Source organism: Natrialba chahannaoensis JCM 10990 (assembly GCF_000337135.1).
GTDB lineage: Archaea > Halobacteriota > Halobacteria > Halobacteriales > Natrialbaceae > Natrialba > Natrialba chahannaoensis.
Genome location: NZ_AOIN01000060.1, coordinates 50,856 through 65,558 on the forward strand (window position 1 = coordinate 50,856; position 14,703 = coordinate 65,558).

Sequence of the window (14,703 nt, forward strand, 5' to 3'; positions counted from 1 at the left end):
TATGCGCGACGAACGCACGATTTCAGTCGGGACGCTGGACTGGGAGCGCGGGCAGACGACTCAGGATTTCGTCGTCGGTATTGGAATCTTTATCCTGGCGATCGCGTTCGTCTTCTCGTTTCTCCCATCGTTGATCACGCCGTTTGACTCGCCAGCCGGTGGGGCCGAGACGGCACAGGCGGATCGGATCGCGGATCAGGTCGTCGCGAATCTCTCAGAGAGTCAGCAGGCAAACGAAATCGAACGGACTGCGTTCGACTCGCGGTACGCGTCTGCTGACGATTCGACACTAGCCGAACGGATCGGTCTTCGAGCGAACGCGGACGGACACGTATACGACAATGTGAACATCAGTATCGAGGTGCTCAACCCACAGGACGCGGGAAGCCGATACGTGGATACGGACGAACTCGCTGCTGGTGACACGTACGACAACCAATCGGCGGCGAGTGCGTCGCGAATCGTCACTGTTGTCGAGGAAGACGGAACAGATGTCTCTGGCTGTGACCCTGCCTGCAGACTCGTCGTGAGGACGTGGTGAGCATGAACCGAGGGACTACACACAATACAGACACAGAACCGCACACTGATCGCGGTCAGGCCTACACACTTGAGGGATTCATCGGCGCGATGGTCGTCCTGATGGCGGTGCTCTTTGCACTCCAGTCAGTCGTCATCACACCAACGTCGGGTGGACTGGCAGATCGCTCCGTCCAGTCACAGGTTCAGCAGGAAGCCCAGGACGCACTGGTAGTGAGCGACCAGCACGACAACCTGTCGGCGCTCGTTCGCCACTGGGAGGGCGATGGATCATTTGCAGGCGCTTCTGGGTCGACAGCTCCCGAAGGAGGGTATCAAACATTCAGCCAGAACGACCTCGAGAACGCCTCTATCTTGGGACAGGTGTTGAACGATCGGTTTGCCGACCAGGGCTGGAACTACAATCTCGAGTACCACTATACGGATGGCACGCAGTTCGATAACAAGACGGCGGTTTACCAGGGAAGCCCACCCTCGGATGCGATCACCGCGAGCTACATGGTGACGCTATACGATGATCAGTACGTCAAACCAGATAATGAGGAGACACTCGAGGAGTTCGAGCAGGATCCGGGGAACGAACCAATGATTCCGCGCGCAACGAACGTCGAGGAACCGGTCTACAACGTTGTGGAGGTGCGACTGGTCGTATGGTAGGATCCACAACCGACTCCGAGGCCAGCCAGGCAAACACCAGCCAACGCGATCGCGGCCAGGTTATCCTCATCGGCGCGATTGCACTCGCGTTCATTATCCTCGGGATCGTTGTCGTTTTCAATGGCGTCCTCTACATCGAGACGATCTCCTCGAGTGCGACGAGTCAGAGCGCTGCCGATGCGGCGGTGACACAGCACGAACTCGAGAAGGGTGTTGCAGGAATCATCCACCGACAAAACATCGACGACACGGAGTATGGCACTGAACAGTACAGTACCTTGTTTACGAACGTCTCGTCGAACAGCGGACCCGTGATAACCGATATTTCAGTGACAGACGACTCGAGTAGCGGTGCGGCAGTGGCTACTGGTGAGATTGACTCCGACGTATTCAATGGAAACAATATTTCACGGGATGGCGAGGACCCACAGGTCGGCCATCTCCGCCTCGAAGTAGAGGAATTCGGTGGCTCTCTCGATATCGACACACCGGAGGAGTCAGTCACAATAGATGATCAGATGGTTGATCATGAACCCGCACAAATTGATCTCGTAGCTGGAACGGTAAACGGGACTTCACATTCAGAGTTACAATTGTTTGACCCAGAAACGAGTTATGAACAGGTCGAAGCCGAGCTTCACGGCGATATCGAGGGTGAATATGAACTCGTGACGAAAGACGAGAACACCCTCGCACCGAGATTTAGCGGGACCACCGGTTCCTGGGCAATTGAAGCAACGGTGACATACGACTCGAACGACGTCTCATTCAGCCAGACGTACGATATCCCGGTCTACGGTGGTGACCCATGACTCGAACCCGCAGCACCGAGCGCTCGCCTGACACGAACCTGGGTTCTGACCGTGGAATGTCCATCGCCGTCACGCACGTCCTCACGATTGGGATCACGACAATCTTGATCGCGATGTTGCTCACCAGCGCCGGCGGGCTACTTGATACGGAAACCGATCGCTCTGCGGAACGATCACTGGAAACGATCGGTGAGCGGATTGCAGGTGAGGTCGAGAGCGCCGACCAACTCGCCGACGAGGACGACTCGGACGTGACGATTACGGCAGCACATCCACGCACCGTGGCGAACTCCGGCTACACCGTCGCGTTGCGTGAGGACTGTGAAGGACCATTGCTTGATGGTGAGACCGATTGTATCCAACTGACGGCGAGTAACGCTGATGCCGTGGTGTACGTTCCGTTCACAACAGAGCGAGGGATAGACGAGAGCGAAGTATCCGGTGGGACAATCGAAATCGAGACCGATGGTACTGAAATATGGCTCACTGGAGGAAACCGATGAAGCGATCTGAACACACGTCGGGATACTTCAGTCGCGACAACCGCGGTGTCTCCGAGGTCATTGCGTTCGTCCTCGTCTTCGGGATTATCCTCTCGTCGGTCGCACTGCTGTCGATGACTGGCTTCCAGGCGATGGAAGACTACCAGGAAAACGAACAACTACAAAATGCTGAGCGGGCGATGGATGCCCTCGCGGAGAACTACAACGACGTGTTACAACACAGCGCAATCGAAGAGCGCTACGCCGAACTATCGCTGCGGGAGGGGACGGTGTCAACCGGTAGTGATGGAACGGAGCTCACTATAACGATTGAACGATCGGACGGTACCAGTGATATAGTCAAGCACGACTTCGACATCGGTGGAGACAATACGGATTCCTTCAGTCTCGGTGAATTCGCCTACACCACCGGTTCGGATACCATCGCGTACGATGGTGGGGCCGTCGTTCGGGAAAGCGAGTATGGCAGTGCCGTCGTCAGGCAACCACACCTAAAATGCAGCGACGACCGGGCTATCATCTCGCTCGTGACGATCGACACCGACGAGCGGTCGATTCAGAGCAGTGACGGTCTTGGCTTCACGATGTCAGTTGAGAACCGAACGGCAGAATTGTACGACGAGGATATTGAAGACGTCAGGATTACTGTCGACTCACCTACTGCCGAGACTGCCTGGGAGGATCACATCCTCGACCGTGGCAACTGGGACGACGGAACCTGTGAAGACATCGAGGAAGTCCTCGTAACAGTTGTTGAGGTTTCCGTCGACTACTGATCACACAACCACCACAACCACCGCGACTCCTCACCTCTTATTCGTCCTTCCACGCACCCGTCAACATCGCCCGTAACCCTGCTCGCTTCGTGAGTGCCTCGACTCGAGTACCATGCATCTCAGGCGTGCCGGCCGTTTCGAGGGAGAGCCCGTTCGAGAGTTTGCGTGGCTTGGCCATGGGCGTTCCATCGGCGGTGTGAGGGGTGTCGTTCAGGATCGTTGTTGAAGGGGGACTCGAGTTAGTGCTGTCTCTGGGAACGCTACTGTTGGATTGCTCGGTATCTGCTTCCCGGTCTGGTTCCACGTCTGCCGGATTCCAGGGGACCGAAATCCCGCTGAGGCCGCGTTCGAAGAGGTACTCTGTGGCCTGTACGAGTGCTTCTTGCGACTGTGAGTGGCCGATCGCGCCGATCGAGCCGCGATCATTGAAAAAGCGGACGACGTAAGATTCGGTTGCTGTGTCGTCGGCGCTATCTGCCGTGGAGTCGACGCCGTCGGCTGCGTCCGTTGCGTCCTCGGGCTCCGACGTCTCGGCTGTTTCACGTGTGCCCTCATTTTCATCCCCGACAGAATCACGTTGGTCCGCACTGTCGTTCGGAACCGGTGCTGACTCGTCCTGCGTGTTCGGTGCAGCCTCTGACGATGGCGCTGGTTCTGGCTCACCCCCTTCTCCCTCGTTCCCTACGGTCGTTCCATCACCAGCGACAGCAGTCTCGTCCGCTGTTGACTCCGTAAACTGGAGTGACACGTCCTCGTGGACATCGCCAGCAGCACCCGGTAGTCGCACCCCATCGTCGGATCCGAACGAGACAAGTAGTTGATCAACGAACCGCTCCGTCGCCGTCTCGAGTGCCGCCGCGCTCGCTGCCTCGCCCGTCGCGTCAGTGAGCGTCGTGACGATTTCGTCGACCAACTGCGGTCGCTCGAGTGCAAACTGTCGCGCAACGGCCTGGCGACTGGTTGGATCGAGGCGCTGACCCACTGTGGCACGCGTGAAGTGGTCGATCGATTCCTCGTGGTCGACAAGCTCGTCGAGTGGGCAGGCAAGTCGGTCGATAGTGCCCGACCCCGTCGCCGTCCCGGCGAGAAAGAGGAACTGCCGGCCGTTCGTGTAGAGTGCCCGGTCGATCCCGCTCCAGACCATGGCTTCGAGCAGGGAGCGCGCCCGGTCCTTCTCGAGTGTCTCGGTTGCAGGCTCGACGGCGACGAGAAGGGCAGGGACGCCTTCGACAGCGAAGACGTACTCGAGTGCCGTACCGTCAACTGTCGTTTCGGCCGCACACGAGTCGGTGTGGATGTCCCAGCCGAGCGTCTCGAGGAAGGGATCGACAAGCCAGGTGCGCGTCGCCGGGCGCACAGCCGGTGGGGAAGACTCGACCACGGAGCGTGATCGAGCGATGAACGTGCGAAGCGCAGCGCCGGTCATGTGACAGCAGTACTCGGCCAAGGGTCATGTAACGCTCGGCTGACTTTCAGGGGGTGAGGACGGACGCTGGCTCATCGCTTTCTGAGTGTGAGCTGTCGCTCACTGGGCCGTTCTGTTTTGGTACTCGAATCTACTCTCGCTGGCAGAAGCGTCTCCGTATGCTAAGGTTTGTCGCACTGGTAGATCCGACGGCGTGCGTCGCGGACCTCGAAGGCAGATTTGAGTGATGGTGGAATCGTCTCTGCCTTGCCGATGACGAGGAAGCCGTCGTCGGTGAGCGAGCGGGCGATCGTCTGGAGCATTGGACGCTTGAACTCGTTATCGATGTAGATAAACAGGTTACGGCAGACGACGAGGTCGAAGTCGGTGGTCGATTTCGGCTCGTCGTTGATGAGGTCGTGGCGTTCGAACGTCACTGACTGCCGAATGTCGTCGCCAAGTTTGTAGGTTCGTTCCTGGTGTTCGACGTACTGTTCGTAGTCCTCGTCGTACTCCTCGAGAAACGAGAGTTGGTCGTCAAGGTCGACGGTGCGGGGCTCCTTGTAGACGCCTTTCCGAGCGGTCTCGAGCGCCGGTTCGCTGATGTCGGTGCCGAGGATTTCGACGGCGTCCGCGTTGATTTCGGGGTCGAGATGGGCGAGCAACGACAGCGAGTACGGCTCGCGACCGTCTGCACAGGCTGCACTCCAGATTCGGACCGTCTCGTCGGTGTCCTGGGCACGAGCGCTACAGTGGCGTAGGATCTGGCGGATACTGTCCCAGACCTCGGGGTTTCTGAAAAAGCCGGTGACGTTGATGCTGAATGACTCGAGGAGGGACTCCTGCTCGTCGGGATCGCTTCGAAGCAGGTCGACGTACTCGGTGTAGGTGTCAGTCTGTGTCCGGCGCATTCGCGAGGAGATTCGCCGGTCGAGATAGCTGTCGTTGTAGTGACTTGTCGCGAAGTTGAGTTCGGCTTCGACGAACGCGAGGAGGTCGTCGAAGGCGTCTGGATCTGTCTCCGTGGAGGGTTCTGAGTCTGTATGTGAGCTTGAGCCTGATTCTGTATCGATCTCACGATCGGTTGCTGACTGCTCGCTCACAGCTCCGTCACTTCCTGCGTGCCATCTTCGTTCGAACTCTTCACCATGAGTGTTCCCGTTCCGGGGGTGAACTCGACCGTTCGGCCGCGATCACCACCCAGATCGGCTGCGACCAGTGGCACACCGAGCTTCTCGAGTTCGGCCTTGGCTGCGGCGATGTTTCGTTGGCCAACGCCGTCACCAAAGCTATCGAAGTCGAACATGTCGCTGCCGCCCGCGAGTTTGGCCTCGACGGACGTGTAGCTCGCGCCGCGCTCGACCATGCGCCGGAGCAGTGCGCGGATAGCGGTATCCGCGTACTTGCCCGGTTTTCGGTCGCTGTTCTCGGCTGCGTCGCCGTCAGGGAGCATCGTGTGGGCGAGGCCGCCAATTTCCGTCTCGGGATCGTAGAGAGCGATTGCAACACAGGAGCCAAGCCCGTAGGATTTGAGTGTATCGTCGCCGTCGCTGACGGTCAGCTCGGAGATACCGACCTGGACCGGCGTCGGCGCGCCCGGTTCTGTTCCGTAGGTCTTCATGAGTCAGTAACGTTTTGGAATTCGGCGGTCGTCGGTGCCTGTTCGATGCGGTCGACATCGAGATCGTTCAGCGCGCGTTCGAGATCCGACTCGTCCGGAATCGCGTAGATCTCACAGTCGAACTCCTGTCCGTCGGCGACGATAACCGTGTCGAAGACGAACGCGAACTCCTGCTCTTCGCCGAGCTGGATCACGACGGGATCGACGGCTGCAGCGCCGATATCGTGGATGAACTCCGGCGTCGAGTGGTCGATTGTCGTATCGAGCACGTTGGCCCAGCCGTCGAGGAACCCGCTGGCCATAATGTTCCCCAGTTCCTTGATCGCACTCTGGCCCATCTGTCCGAAGCCGTCCTCGTCGACCTCCATCGGGACCATCGCGTCGATGATTTCGTTTGCCGACTCCTCGTCGAACAGGAACAGCAAGTACCCACTCGGAAGGCCGTCGAACTCGAAGGCGACACCGACGAGTCGTTCGTCGGGTACCTGCTCTGGAATCGTCTCGAGTGAGACGAAGTTAAGCCGACGGATTTCGACGCTCGTATCGATGCCGGTGAGCGTCGTGGCGGTCTTTGCGACCTCCTCTGCACCGCGTTCGGCCATACGGTCGAAGCCGTCGAGTTTGTCGTACTCGATCCCGTCACTGGCTCGGAGTTGTTCGAGAAGCGACGCCATCGACTCGCGTTCGGGGAAGAGATAGTGGCTGAACCCGACCTGGGTCTCGATGGTCTCGATCTGACTCTGGAAGAGTAGTGCGAGATCATCGCCGGCGGGTGCTTCCTCGACGTCGTCGAAGAAGGTCTCGGCCGAGTGTCCCTCGATGAATTCGGGCGTCGACACGTCGATCACCGTCTCGAGGACGTCCGCCCAGCCGTCGATGAACCCGTTGTTCATGATGTTGCCGACCTCAGTGGCAGCACTCTTTGTCATCTCGTCGAACTCCTCGAGTTCGCCGTCATCGTTGGTGGCGTCGGCGTCAGTCGCCGACTCCTCCAGAAGCGTCTCGACGATTCGAAGCGCGTTCTCGCGCTCGAAGACGATGACGGAGTAGCCATCGATTGCGCCGGTGAGTTCGACCCGAACGCCGACTTTTGCGGTCGAATCCTCGAAGTCGCGACGGATCTCTCGGCCGCGCATGAAGTTGAGCTTCGTCACGCCGGCACGGGTTTCGACGTCAGTCATGTGTGTCAGCCGCCCTGCTGCGAGGCCGGCACCTTCTCGGGCCATCCGGTAGAACGTCCCGAGCGCGTTGACGTCGAGTTTCATGCTGGTTGCACGTCGATACCGTTGACCAGTTCGACGAACTCTTCGAGATCGGGGAAGGCGTAGATCTCGGCCTCGATCTGGTAGCTCGGAACCGTGAGGTCCGAGTCGAAGAACAGGGCGAGATCGTCGTTCCCGAGTCCCGCAGTTCGCGTGACGATTTCCTCACCGGGCGCGTAGACGAGTTGTGGGGCCGCCGTGTCGATCATGCGTCCCATCACGTCCGCCCAGCCGTCGATAAAGCCACTCGCCATCATGTTCCCCATCTCCTCGACGGCGCTGCGGGCCATCTTTCCGGAGACATCGGACATGTCGTCGACCACGTCGTTGAGCATGATCGCGGTGATTTTCTTCGCACTCTCCTCGGGGAAGAGGATGAGAATGTGCCCGTGTGGTGGGTTGAGTAGGCGAACCCGAACCCCAACTCGCTTGCCGGGCTCGAGCTGGGAGTCGAGGTCGTCTACGTCGATGAAGTTCGTCTTCATCACCTCCATCTGGGCGTCCTCCCCGGTCAGTTTGGTCATGTTGTCGGCGACGCCGTTCGTCCCGACCTTTGCCATTTCGTTAATGAAACTCAGTTTCCGAATGTCGACCATCAGCGTCATGAATTCCTCTGTCGATATACGTCTGTGTCTGCGTCCGCAGCCAGTTGTCCGTGTCTCGATACCGTTTCGTTCGCGTTCATAGTGTCGTCACATCCAGGATATTCACGATCTTTCCACGGCCACGGACCGTCGCACCGCTCAATCCGGGCAGATTCGCCATGAACCCCTCGAAGGGTTTGACGACGACCTCCTGCTGGCCGTGCACAGCGTCACAGCGGAGTGCGATTGGCCGCACGTCCTCTCGAATCCGGACGACCATTCCGTGGGCAGGAGTCCGAAGCTCCTGTTCGTCGCTGTCGCCCTCACTCGAGTACGTCGCGCCGTCGTCGGACTCCGATGCAAGCACGTCATCGAGCTGAAGAACCGGCGTTCCGGGGCTCGACTCCTCGGTGTCGGCTGCATCGTCGTTCGAGACGGCTGTGTCATCACGATCCGACTCGGTTCCGGCGTCCGCAGTCGCATCCGGAGCCATCCCAGAGACCACCGCAGAGTCGTCGCCTTCGGCGCGTGCCTCGTCGTCGCGAAGCACCGGTTCACCGTCCGCGGTCTCGATCAGTTCGACCGGCACAATGTCCGACACGGCCTTCGTGGGAATGCCGTACTCTTCGCCACCGCTTTCGACGAAGAGCACGTCGTCGATCGCGATCGAGACGGGGACCGTCATCGTCACGGTCGTTCCCTCGCCAGGCTCGCTGTCGATTGCGACTGTTCCGTCTAAGTCTTCGATCGTCCGCTTAACGACGTCCATCCCGACGCCACGGCCGCTGACGTCGGTTACTTCGCTTGCGGTCGACAGCCCGGGATGGAAGATAAGTTCGGTGATCTCCTCGTCAGCAAGGGCAGCTGCGTCGGCTTCAGAGAGCACGTCAGCTTCGACCGCTTCGGATCGAAGCCGTTCGGGGTCGAGGCCGCTGCCGTCGTCAGAGACCGTGATCGTTACTCGATCGCGTTCCCGCTCGGCCGTCACCTCGACCGTTCCCTCTTCGGGTTTGTCCGAATCTGCACGCTCCGACGGCGATTCAATGCCGTGGTCCACCGCGTTTCGCACGAGGTGGATCAGCGGATCGCGCAGTCGGTCGAGAATACTCCGGTCGAGTTCGACATCGTCGCCGGACATCTCGAAGGCGACGGTCTTCTCCTGTTCGCGAGCGATATCGCGGACGACCCGCGGCAGCCGGTTCGCGACCGTCCGCAACGGGACGAGACGGACATCCATCACCGTCTCCTGTAAGTCCGTCGTCAGCGATTCGAGATCGTCGAGTTCGGCTGTGATTGCGCCGGTGTCTGCCACCGCCTCAGCGAACTCTCCGGATTCGACCTCGTGCCGGAGCCGGACACGGCTCGTCACTAGACCCTCGACGAGCGTCAGCAACTCGTCAATCTGTTCGACATCGACGCGGACGGACTGGGTTTCGTCTGCCTCTCGTTCCGTATCCGGGCGGTCCGCTGTCTCTGGGACCGTGATCTCGGGAATATCGAAATCCGGTTCGTCGACGATCGGCCCGCTGTCGGCGTCTGTTCCGAATCCGGCGGGAGCGTCGACAGTGGTGTCGGTCTCGGACCCGGTTGTGTCCGCTTCGTCGAAGCCCACGGTACTCGAGTGCTCGTCGCCGAACGAGTCTCCCTGCGGAACGGATTCGACGCCTGTAGCGTCGTCACCAAAGTCGATGTTGAGGTCGGCAAACGCGTCGTCCTCAAGGGTGTCGTCGAAGCTATCGGTGTACGAGTCGTCTTTGGCTTCGGTTCCGGTTCCGGTTCCGGTTCCAGTTCCAGTTCCGATTTCGGTTTCGGTGTCGGTGTCGACTCCGTCATCCGAATCGGTCTCCCAGTCGTCGACCGAGTCGGCTTCGGAGACGTCCCCTTCCTCAGCGTCCACGTCGCTCGTGAACGCGTCGGCGTCGGCTGCGTCCGCTCTGTCGCTGTCACTGAAGGCGACATTGTCCTGAATCGACGGATTGAACGCCGTGTCTGCGGTCGTGAACTCGCTGTCGGCAGTCGCGGTTGTGAAGTCATCGTCAGCCGTGTCCGTACCTTCGTCAGCCAACGTGTCTGTGAAGTCATCGTCAGCACCATCCGCGTCCGCGTCCGCGTCTTCGCTCACGCCCACGAATTCGCCACCAGTCGACTCCGTTGCCTCGAAATCGGTATCGAGGTCGGAATCACTGCTTGAATCGACAGTAAAGTCGGCTTCACTGTTCAGGTCGGCGTTGAACTCGGAGTCAGAGTCGGAGTCGGGTTCAGCGTCGACGGTGAACTGGGAATCGGAATCGGAATTGGAGTCGAATTCTGAACCGGACGTGGACTCGAGTTCAGCCTTGTCTTCGAGTTCCTCGTCAGGTTCGTCATCGACGGTGTCGGAGTTATCTGCTGTCGCTGGCTCGTTGTCTTCGGTGACCGAGACCGACGCCTCGTCCGTCGGTGCGTCAGTTGCGTCTGCAGCGTCGTCTGCTGTGTCACTCTCATGACCGAACGGTGTCGGACTCGATCCGGTGTCGGTGTTGGGATCTTCGAACCAGGATGCGACGTCGTCGGATCCCGATTCGTCGTTTGCGGCTGTGGTTGTGGTCGTGGTCGTGGTCGTAGTTGTCGAGTCGGACGCTGTGTCAGTGTCATCGCTGTCGTCCACCTCGGTCTGACCCTCGTCAACATCGATGCCGAAATCGAACGCGTTGTCATCAGTTGGTTCGGTCGGCTCCGCCACATCGGGGCCGTCGTCGGCCACTGCCGAGTTGTCGTCAGTAGCAATCGTGTCAGTCAACTCATCTGCACCGGTGTCAACCGACTCGTCCACACCGGTTCTGGTGTCATCCGATTCGTCGGAATCGGTCCCAGTGTCAGTCGACTCATCACCATCGGCCCCAGTGTCGGTCGGCTCATCCCCAGTGATATCGGTATCAGTCACCGTCTCCGCATCGGTCCCAGTCTCGATACGCTCGTCTGTATCGGCTGCAACTGCTGTCGCAGATTCGTCAACAGACTCTTCATCATCTGCCACAGCCACGGCAGAATCTGTCTCCGCAGACACGGACTCGTTGACCAGCAAGTCGTCGAGTTCCCCGTCTGAAACCGCCGTAGTGGTGTCGGACTGGGGTTCAGTCTCGGGATTGTGTCCCGATCCGGACTCGGACGCAGACCCGGGCTTGGGCTCGGATTCGGCGCTATCGACTGACTCCGAGCCCGGCCCAGCAGCAGTATCAGCCAGGAACGGCTCGTCCGGGTCTGCCGCATCCCCGAGGAGTTCGTCCATGCTGACCTCGTCTTCCTGATCGAACTCGTCGAACTCGAGTTCATCGAGTTCGTCCTGAAGTTCGTCGAAGCCGACGGTGTCGACCTCGGCTTTGAGTTCGGCGAAAACGGCCTCTGCGTCCTCGACTTCGTCGTCTGGCGAGCCGGGATCAACTGCCGGTGTCGGCGACTCCGCCCCCGTGGTGTCGGCCGAGTCGTTTCCTGCGTCCATCTCGGCGTCGCCAGCAGCGGGTTCGGCCGCGCTGTCACCAGCAGCGTCGCCCACATTCGTGGCGTCCGCGAGCGTCTCGCCCTCGAAATCGGCATCTGCGTCAGCGAGCAGATCGTCGAACGAGCCCGCATCGCCCATGTCGTCGAAGACATCGAGGTCGCTGTCGTCAACTTCTTCGACCTTCTCATCGAGGTCGTCGAACTCCGTGAACTCATCGAGCAGATCGTCGACCTCAAGGTCCTGTGCTTCGTCCGCGCTCAGCGCAGCCCCCGGAGCGGGTTCCGGCTCGGAGCCGTCGCCGGTAGCGATGGCGGCAAACTCCGCTGAGACGTCGACGAGTTCGAAATCGGCAACCTCCCCGACTGGGTCGAGCCCCGAAGCGATCGACTCCTCGCCAACCGCGGTGCCGAAAACAGCATCAAACGTCGCGCTGTAGGCACCGTCTGCGATCGTCTGACGGTCCGGAACGGTGCCAATCAGATCGAACGCGTCGATGAGTGCCTCAACAACCAGCAAGCCGTTGTCGATGTCGTCGTGGCCGTGTGGCCCATCTCCGTCGCCCGCCGCGTCGGTATCAACCTCGATACGCGCAAAGTAGGCATTGTGGTTGGCATCAGCCGGCGGCTCGAACCGTGAAAGCACGTTCTCGATCTCACCCTGCGACGGCTCGGTGAGGCCGATTGTCGCGTCCGCGTCACCGGCGGCGGCAGCAGACTCAAGTTGTGCTCGCAGCGCGTCGATCATCGGCTGGGGGTCGGTCTGGATCTCGCCCTCGAGTGCGACCTCTTCGATCAGCTTCTCGAGTTCGTCGACGCCGTCGAAGATAGCGTCCATCAGCTCCGGCGTGACCTCGAGTCTGTCGCGTCGGACGGCATCGAGCACGTCCTCGATCGCGTGGGCGAGATCGCTCGCGGACTCGAGTCCCGCCGCGCCGCAGTTGCCCTTGAGCGTGTGGGCGATGCGGAAGATGTTCTCCATGGCCTCCGCGTCGTCGGGCGAGCGCTCGAGTGTCAGGAGCGCGTTGTTCAGTTCCGTAATGCGGTCTTCGCTCTCGCGAACGAAGTCGGTCCAGTACTCTGTCATCGGGTATCACTGGCGGTGTCGCCGCCGTTCTGGTTGGTTGTCTCTGCAAATGTGTCGACGATCGCCGGGACGATCGCATCGTCCGGAGCGACGGTCTCGACACGACCCGTTTCGATTGCCTGACAGGGGATTCCAAAAACGGGGCTGGTCGCCTCGTTCTGGGCGATCGTATAGCCCCCAGCGTCGGCGATTGCCTCGATTCCGGCAGCACCGTCACTACCCATTCCTGTGAGGACGACCCCACAGAGCGGGCCGCTGACGTGTGTCGCCGCGGTTTCCATCGTTTCGTCGATCGCTGGCCGAAGTCCGTGACGACGAGGACCGTCGTCGAGGGTGACCTCGAGTGTGGTCCCGACGCTCTCGTCACGGCTCTCGCCGGCAGTAGAGTCGGTTGCGTAGGCATCGGTCACCTGCAGGTGCAAATCGCCCGGGGCGACGAGCGCCTCGCCGGGACCGACTCGGTCGCCATCCGCCGCCTCACGGACCGCGTACTCGCTGTGTGAGTCAAGTCGGGCCGCGAAGCGACCCGTGAACTCAGGTGGCATGTGCTGGACGATCAGCACCGTCGCCTCGAGCGTGTGAGGCAGTTGAGCGAACAGCCGTTCTGCGATCTTCGGGCCACCGGTTGATGCGCCGATAACGATGACCGGTGCCGTCGTCGAGGCGATCTCGTCTGGCACTGTACGATCGTCTTCAGCAGGAGCCGATGTCGACCAGCTATCTGCATCTGCATCTGCACCTGTATCTGCATCTGTGTCTGTGTCTGTGCCTGAATTCGAACTCGGACCCTGCGTCGATGCGGCCACACCCGTCGGTCCGGCCGCTCCGCTTCGTGCAGTTTTCGTCGACCCTGCTGGCGAGCCCGATCCGGATCCTGTTCCCACCGGTGTCGTCGCTGACGCCGATGAGCCCGTCGCCGACTCGAGTGTAGACGACGTGGCGTACGCACTCGCCGATGCCCGTGCGAGAGCGAGCGCGGAGACATCGGCGTCTGCGAGGTCATCGACCGCCTCGACGACATCGTCGGCGAGATGGGCGATATTTCGCGACCCCGACCCGTCGGGTTTCGGGAGGAACTCGATCGCCCCGCGCTCGAGTGCATCGAGCGTGGCGTCAGTTCCCTCGTCCGTGTAGGCGCTGAGCATGAGAATGAGAGTCGGATTCTGCGCCATAATTCGTTCGACGGCTTCGATACCGTTCATCTCGGGCATCTCGACGTCCATCGTCACGACGGCGGGCTCGAATTCGGTTGCGGCGTCGACCGCTTCGACGCCGTTCGTTGCCGTTTCGACCTCGTAACCGGCCTCAGTGAGCGCGTTGCCGATGACTGTTCGCATAAATCTCGAGTCATCGACAACGAGTACTCGCGTCATGCCGCAATAACGTCTGTGAGCGCCTTCCTGACGCTTGGCTCTTCGAACGGTTTCGTGACGTAGCCGTCGGCCCCGGCCTTGACAGCCAGTTTCATCTTCTCTCGCTGCCCGACACTCGTACACATGATGACACGTGCGTCGGGATCGATCTTCTTGATGGCCGCGGTAGCCTTGATCCCGTTACATTTGGGCATCACGATATCCATCATCACGATGTCGGGATCGTGTTCTTTGTACAGTTTGACTGCTTCAGCACCGTTAGACGCCTCGCCGATGATGCGGTGATCCTGTTCCAGGATCTGACGAAGGAGATTCCGCATAAAATGTGAGTCGTCTACGATGAGCACCCCTGTCGACATTCACTAGTACACCACATTCCCGTAACGATACAACTACCATAAATGCTGTCTCCCGATTATCAGTCGTGATAAGTGTCGGCGGCGGGTAGGACGACTCTTGGCTGTCCTTTCCTTCCCGCTAGCTATATGTATATCAATTGGACTTTTCTAATTTGTTCCTAAAGAGTGTGTCATAGAAAGCGTCACGTACGAAGCAGCAGGGTGCGCGAAGTGTGTCCAACACAAGCGCAACCCTGCAAGACGTAGCTTC

General features: G+C 59.9%; 13 protein-coding genes. 5 read left to right on the forward strand and 8 right to left on the reverse strand.

Translation table 11 applies throughout. The features are described from left to right. The first annotated feature begins 1 nt into the window (after nucleotide 1). The 5 genes from C482_RS11060 to C482_RS11080 are packed head-to-tail and all read left to right on the forward strand — an operon-like array spanning nucleotide 2 to nucleotide 3,288. The gene (locus tag C482_RS11060; RefSeq protein WP_006167712.1) at nucleotides 2-541 is read left to right on the forward strand and encodes a DUF7287 family protein; all 540 of its coding nucleotides are present in this window, start codon (nucleotides 2-4) and stop codon (nucleotides 539-541) included. 2 nt (nucleotides 542-543) lie between these two features. Next, nucleotides 544-1,197, forward strand: coding sequence for a DUF7288 family protein (locus C482_RS11065; protein ID WP_006167713.1), 654 nt, complete (start codon nucleotides 544-546; stop codon nucleotides 1,195-1,197). Further along, complete coding sequence (locus C482_RS11070) at nucleotides 1,191-2,009, forward strand: hypothetical protein (protein ID WP_006167714.1); 819 nt, start codon at nucleotides 1,191-1,193, stop codon at nucleotides 2,007-2,009. The genes C482_RS11065 and C482_RS11070 overlap by 7 nt, the downstream gene beginning before the upstream one ends. 56 nt (nucleotides 2,010-2,065) lie before the next feature. Then, the gene (locus C482_RS11075; RefSeq protein ID WP_006167715.1) at nucleotides 2,066-2,512 is read left to right on the forward strand and encodes a DUF7266 family protein; all 447 of its coding nucleotides are present in this window, start codon (nucleotides 2,066-2,068) and stop codon (nucleotides 2,510-2,512) included. Further along, nucleotides 2,509-3,288, forward strand: a complete 780-nt coding sequence (locus tag C482_RS11080; protein WP_006167716.1) for a DUF7289 family protein — start codon at nucleotides 2,509-2,511, stop codon at nucleotides 3,286-3,288. Before C482_RS11075 ends, C482_RS11080 begins: the two co-directional genes overlap by 4 nt. A 37-nt stretch (nucleotides 3,289-3,325) precedes the next feature. On the opposite strand, the gene C482_RS11085 is transcribed toward C482_RS11080, so the two are convergent. From C482_RS11085 to cheY, 8 genes are all read right to left on the reverse strand, one after another. Continuing rightward, a complete protein-coding gene (locus C482_RS11085; RefSeq protein ID WP_006167717.1) occupies nucleotides 3,326-4,714 on the reverse strand; it encodes a hypothetical protein in 1,389 nt (462 codons plus the stop codon). A gap of 161 nt (nucleotides 4,715-4,875) precedes the next feature. Continuing rightward, the gene (locus tag C482_RS11090) at nucleotides 4,876-5,796 is read right to left on the reverse strand and encodes a CheR family methyltransferase (RefSeq protein ID WP_006167718.1); all 921 of its coding nucleotides are present in this window, start codon (nucleotides 5,794-5,796) and stop codon (nucleotides 4,876-4,878) included. After that, entirely contained in the window at nucleotides 5,793-6,314 is a 522-nt protein-coding gene (locus tag C482_RS11095; RefSeq protein ID WP_006167719.1) for a chemotaxis protein CheD, read from the reverse strand. The genes C482_RS11090 and C482_RS11095 overlap by 4 nt, the downstream gene beginning before the upstream one ends. Further along, nucleotides 6,311-7,579, reverse strand: a complete 1,269-nt coding sequence (locus C482_RS11100; RefSeq protein WP_006167720.1) for a chemotaxis protein CheC — start codon at nucleotides 7,577-7,579, stop codon at nucleotides 6,311-6,313. The genes C482_RS11095 and C482_RS11100 overlap by 4 nt, the downstream gene beginning before the upstream one ends. Continuing rightward, nucleotides 7,576-8,181 (reverse strand): chemotaxis protein CheC, encoded by a 606-nt coding sequence (locus tag C482_RS11105; RefSeq protein WP_006167721.1) that lies wholly within the window; start codon nucleotides 8,179-8,181, stop codon nucleotides 7,576-7,578. The genes C482_RS11100 and C482_RS11105 overlap by 4 nt, the downstream gene beginning before the upstream one ends. Nucleotides 8,182-8,257: 76 nt before the next feature. Then, nucleotides 8,258-12,721, reverse strand: coding sequence for an ATP-binding protein (locus C482_RS11110; protein ID WP_006167722.1), 4,464 nt, complete (start codon nucleotides 12,719-12,721; stop codon nucleotides 8,258-8,260). Then, entirely contained in the window at nucleotides 12,718-14,094 is a 1,377-nt protein-coding gene (gene cheB, locus C482_RS11115; RefSeq protein ID WP_006167723.1) for a chemotaxis-specific protein-glutamate methyltransferase CheB, read from the reverse strand. The genes C482_RS11110 and cheB overlap by 4 nt, the downstream gene beginning before the upstream one ends. Beyond that, the gene (gene cheY / locus C482_RS11120) at nucleotides 14,091-14,453 is read right to left on the reverse strand and encodes a chemotaxis protein CheY (RefSeq protein WP_004214542.1); all 363 of its coding nucleotides are present in this window, start codon (nucleotides 14,451-14,453) and stop codon (nucleotides 14,091-14,093) included. Before cheY ends, cheB begins: the two co-directional genes overlap by 4 nt. Nucleotides 14,454-14,703 lie beyond the last annotated feature (250 nt).

Excerpts from the sequence above, each read along its gene's own strand:
- C482_RS11060 (WP_006167712.1), top strand. The coding sequence starts at position 2 with ATGCGCGACGAACGCACGATTTCAGTCGGGACGCTGGACTGGGAGCGC.
- C482_RS11065 (WP_006167713.1), top strand. The coding sequence starts at position 544 with ATGAACCGAGGGACTACACACAATACAGACACAGAACCGCACACTGAT.
- C482_RS11070 (WP_006167714.1), top strand. The coding sequence starts at position 1,191 with ATGGTAGGATCCACAACCGACTCCGAGGCCAGCCAGGCAAACACCAGC.
- C482_RS11075 (WP_006167715.1), top strand. The coding sequence starts at position 2,066 with ATGTCCATCGCCGTCACGCACGTCCTCACGATTGGGATCACGACAATC.
- C482_RS11080 (WP_006167716.1), top strand. The coding sequence starts at position 2,509 with ATGAAGCGATCTGAACACACGTCGGGATACTTCAGTCGCGACAACCGC.
- C482_RS11085 (WP_006167717.1), bottom strand. The coding sequence starts at position 4,714 with ATGACCGGCGCTGCGCTTCGCACGTTCATCGCTCGATCACGCTCCGTG.
- C482_RS11095 (WP_006167719.1), bottom strand. The coding sequence starts at position 6,314 with ATGAAGACCTACGGAACAGAACCGGGCGCGCCGACGCCGGTCCAGGTC.
- C482_RS11100 (WP_006167720.1), bottom strand. The coding sequence starts at position 7,579 with ATGAAACTCGACGTCAACGCGCTCGGGACGTTCTACCGGATGGCCCGA.
- C482_RS11105 (WP_006167721.1), bottom strand. The coding sequence starts at position 8,181 with ATGACGCTGATGGTCGACATTCGGAAACTGAGTTTCATTAACGAAATG.
- C482_RS11110 (WP_006167722.1), bottom strand. The coding sequence starts at position 12,721 with ATGACAGAGTACTGGACCGACTTCGTTCGCGAGAGCGAAGACCGCATT.
- cheB (WP_006167723.1), bottom strand. The coding sequence starts at position 14,094 with ATGACGCGAGTACTCGTTGTCGATGACTCGAGATTTATGCGAACAGTC.
- cheY (WP_004214542.1), bottom strand. The coding sequence starts at position 14,453 with ATGTCGACAGGGGTGCTCATCGTAGACGACTCACATTTTATGCGGAAT.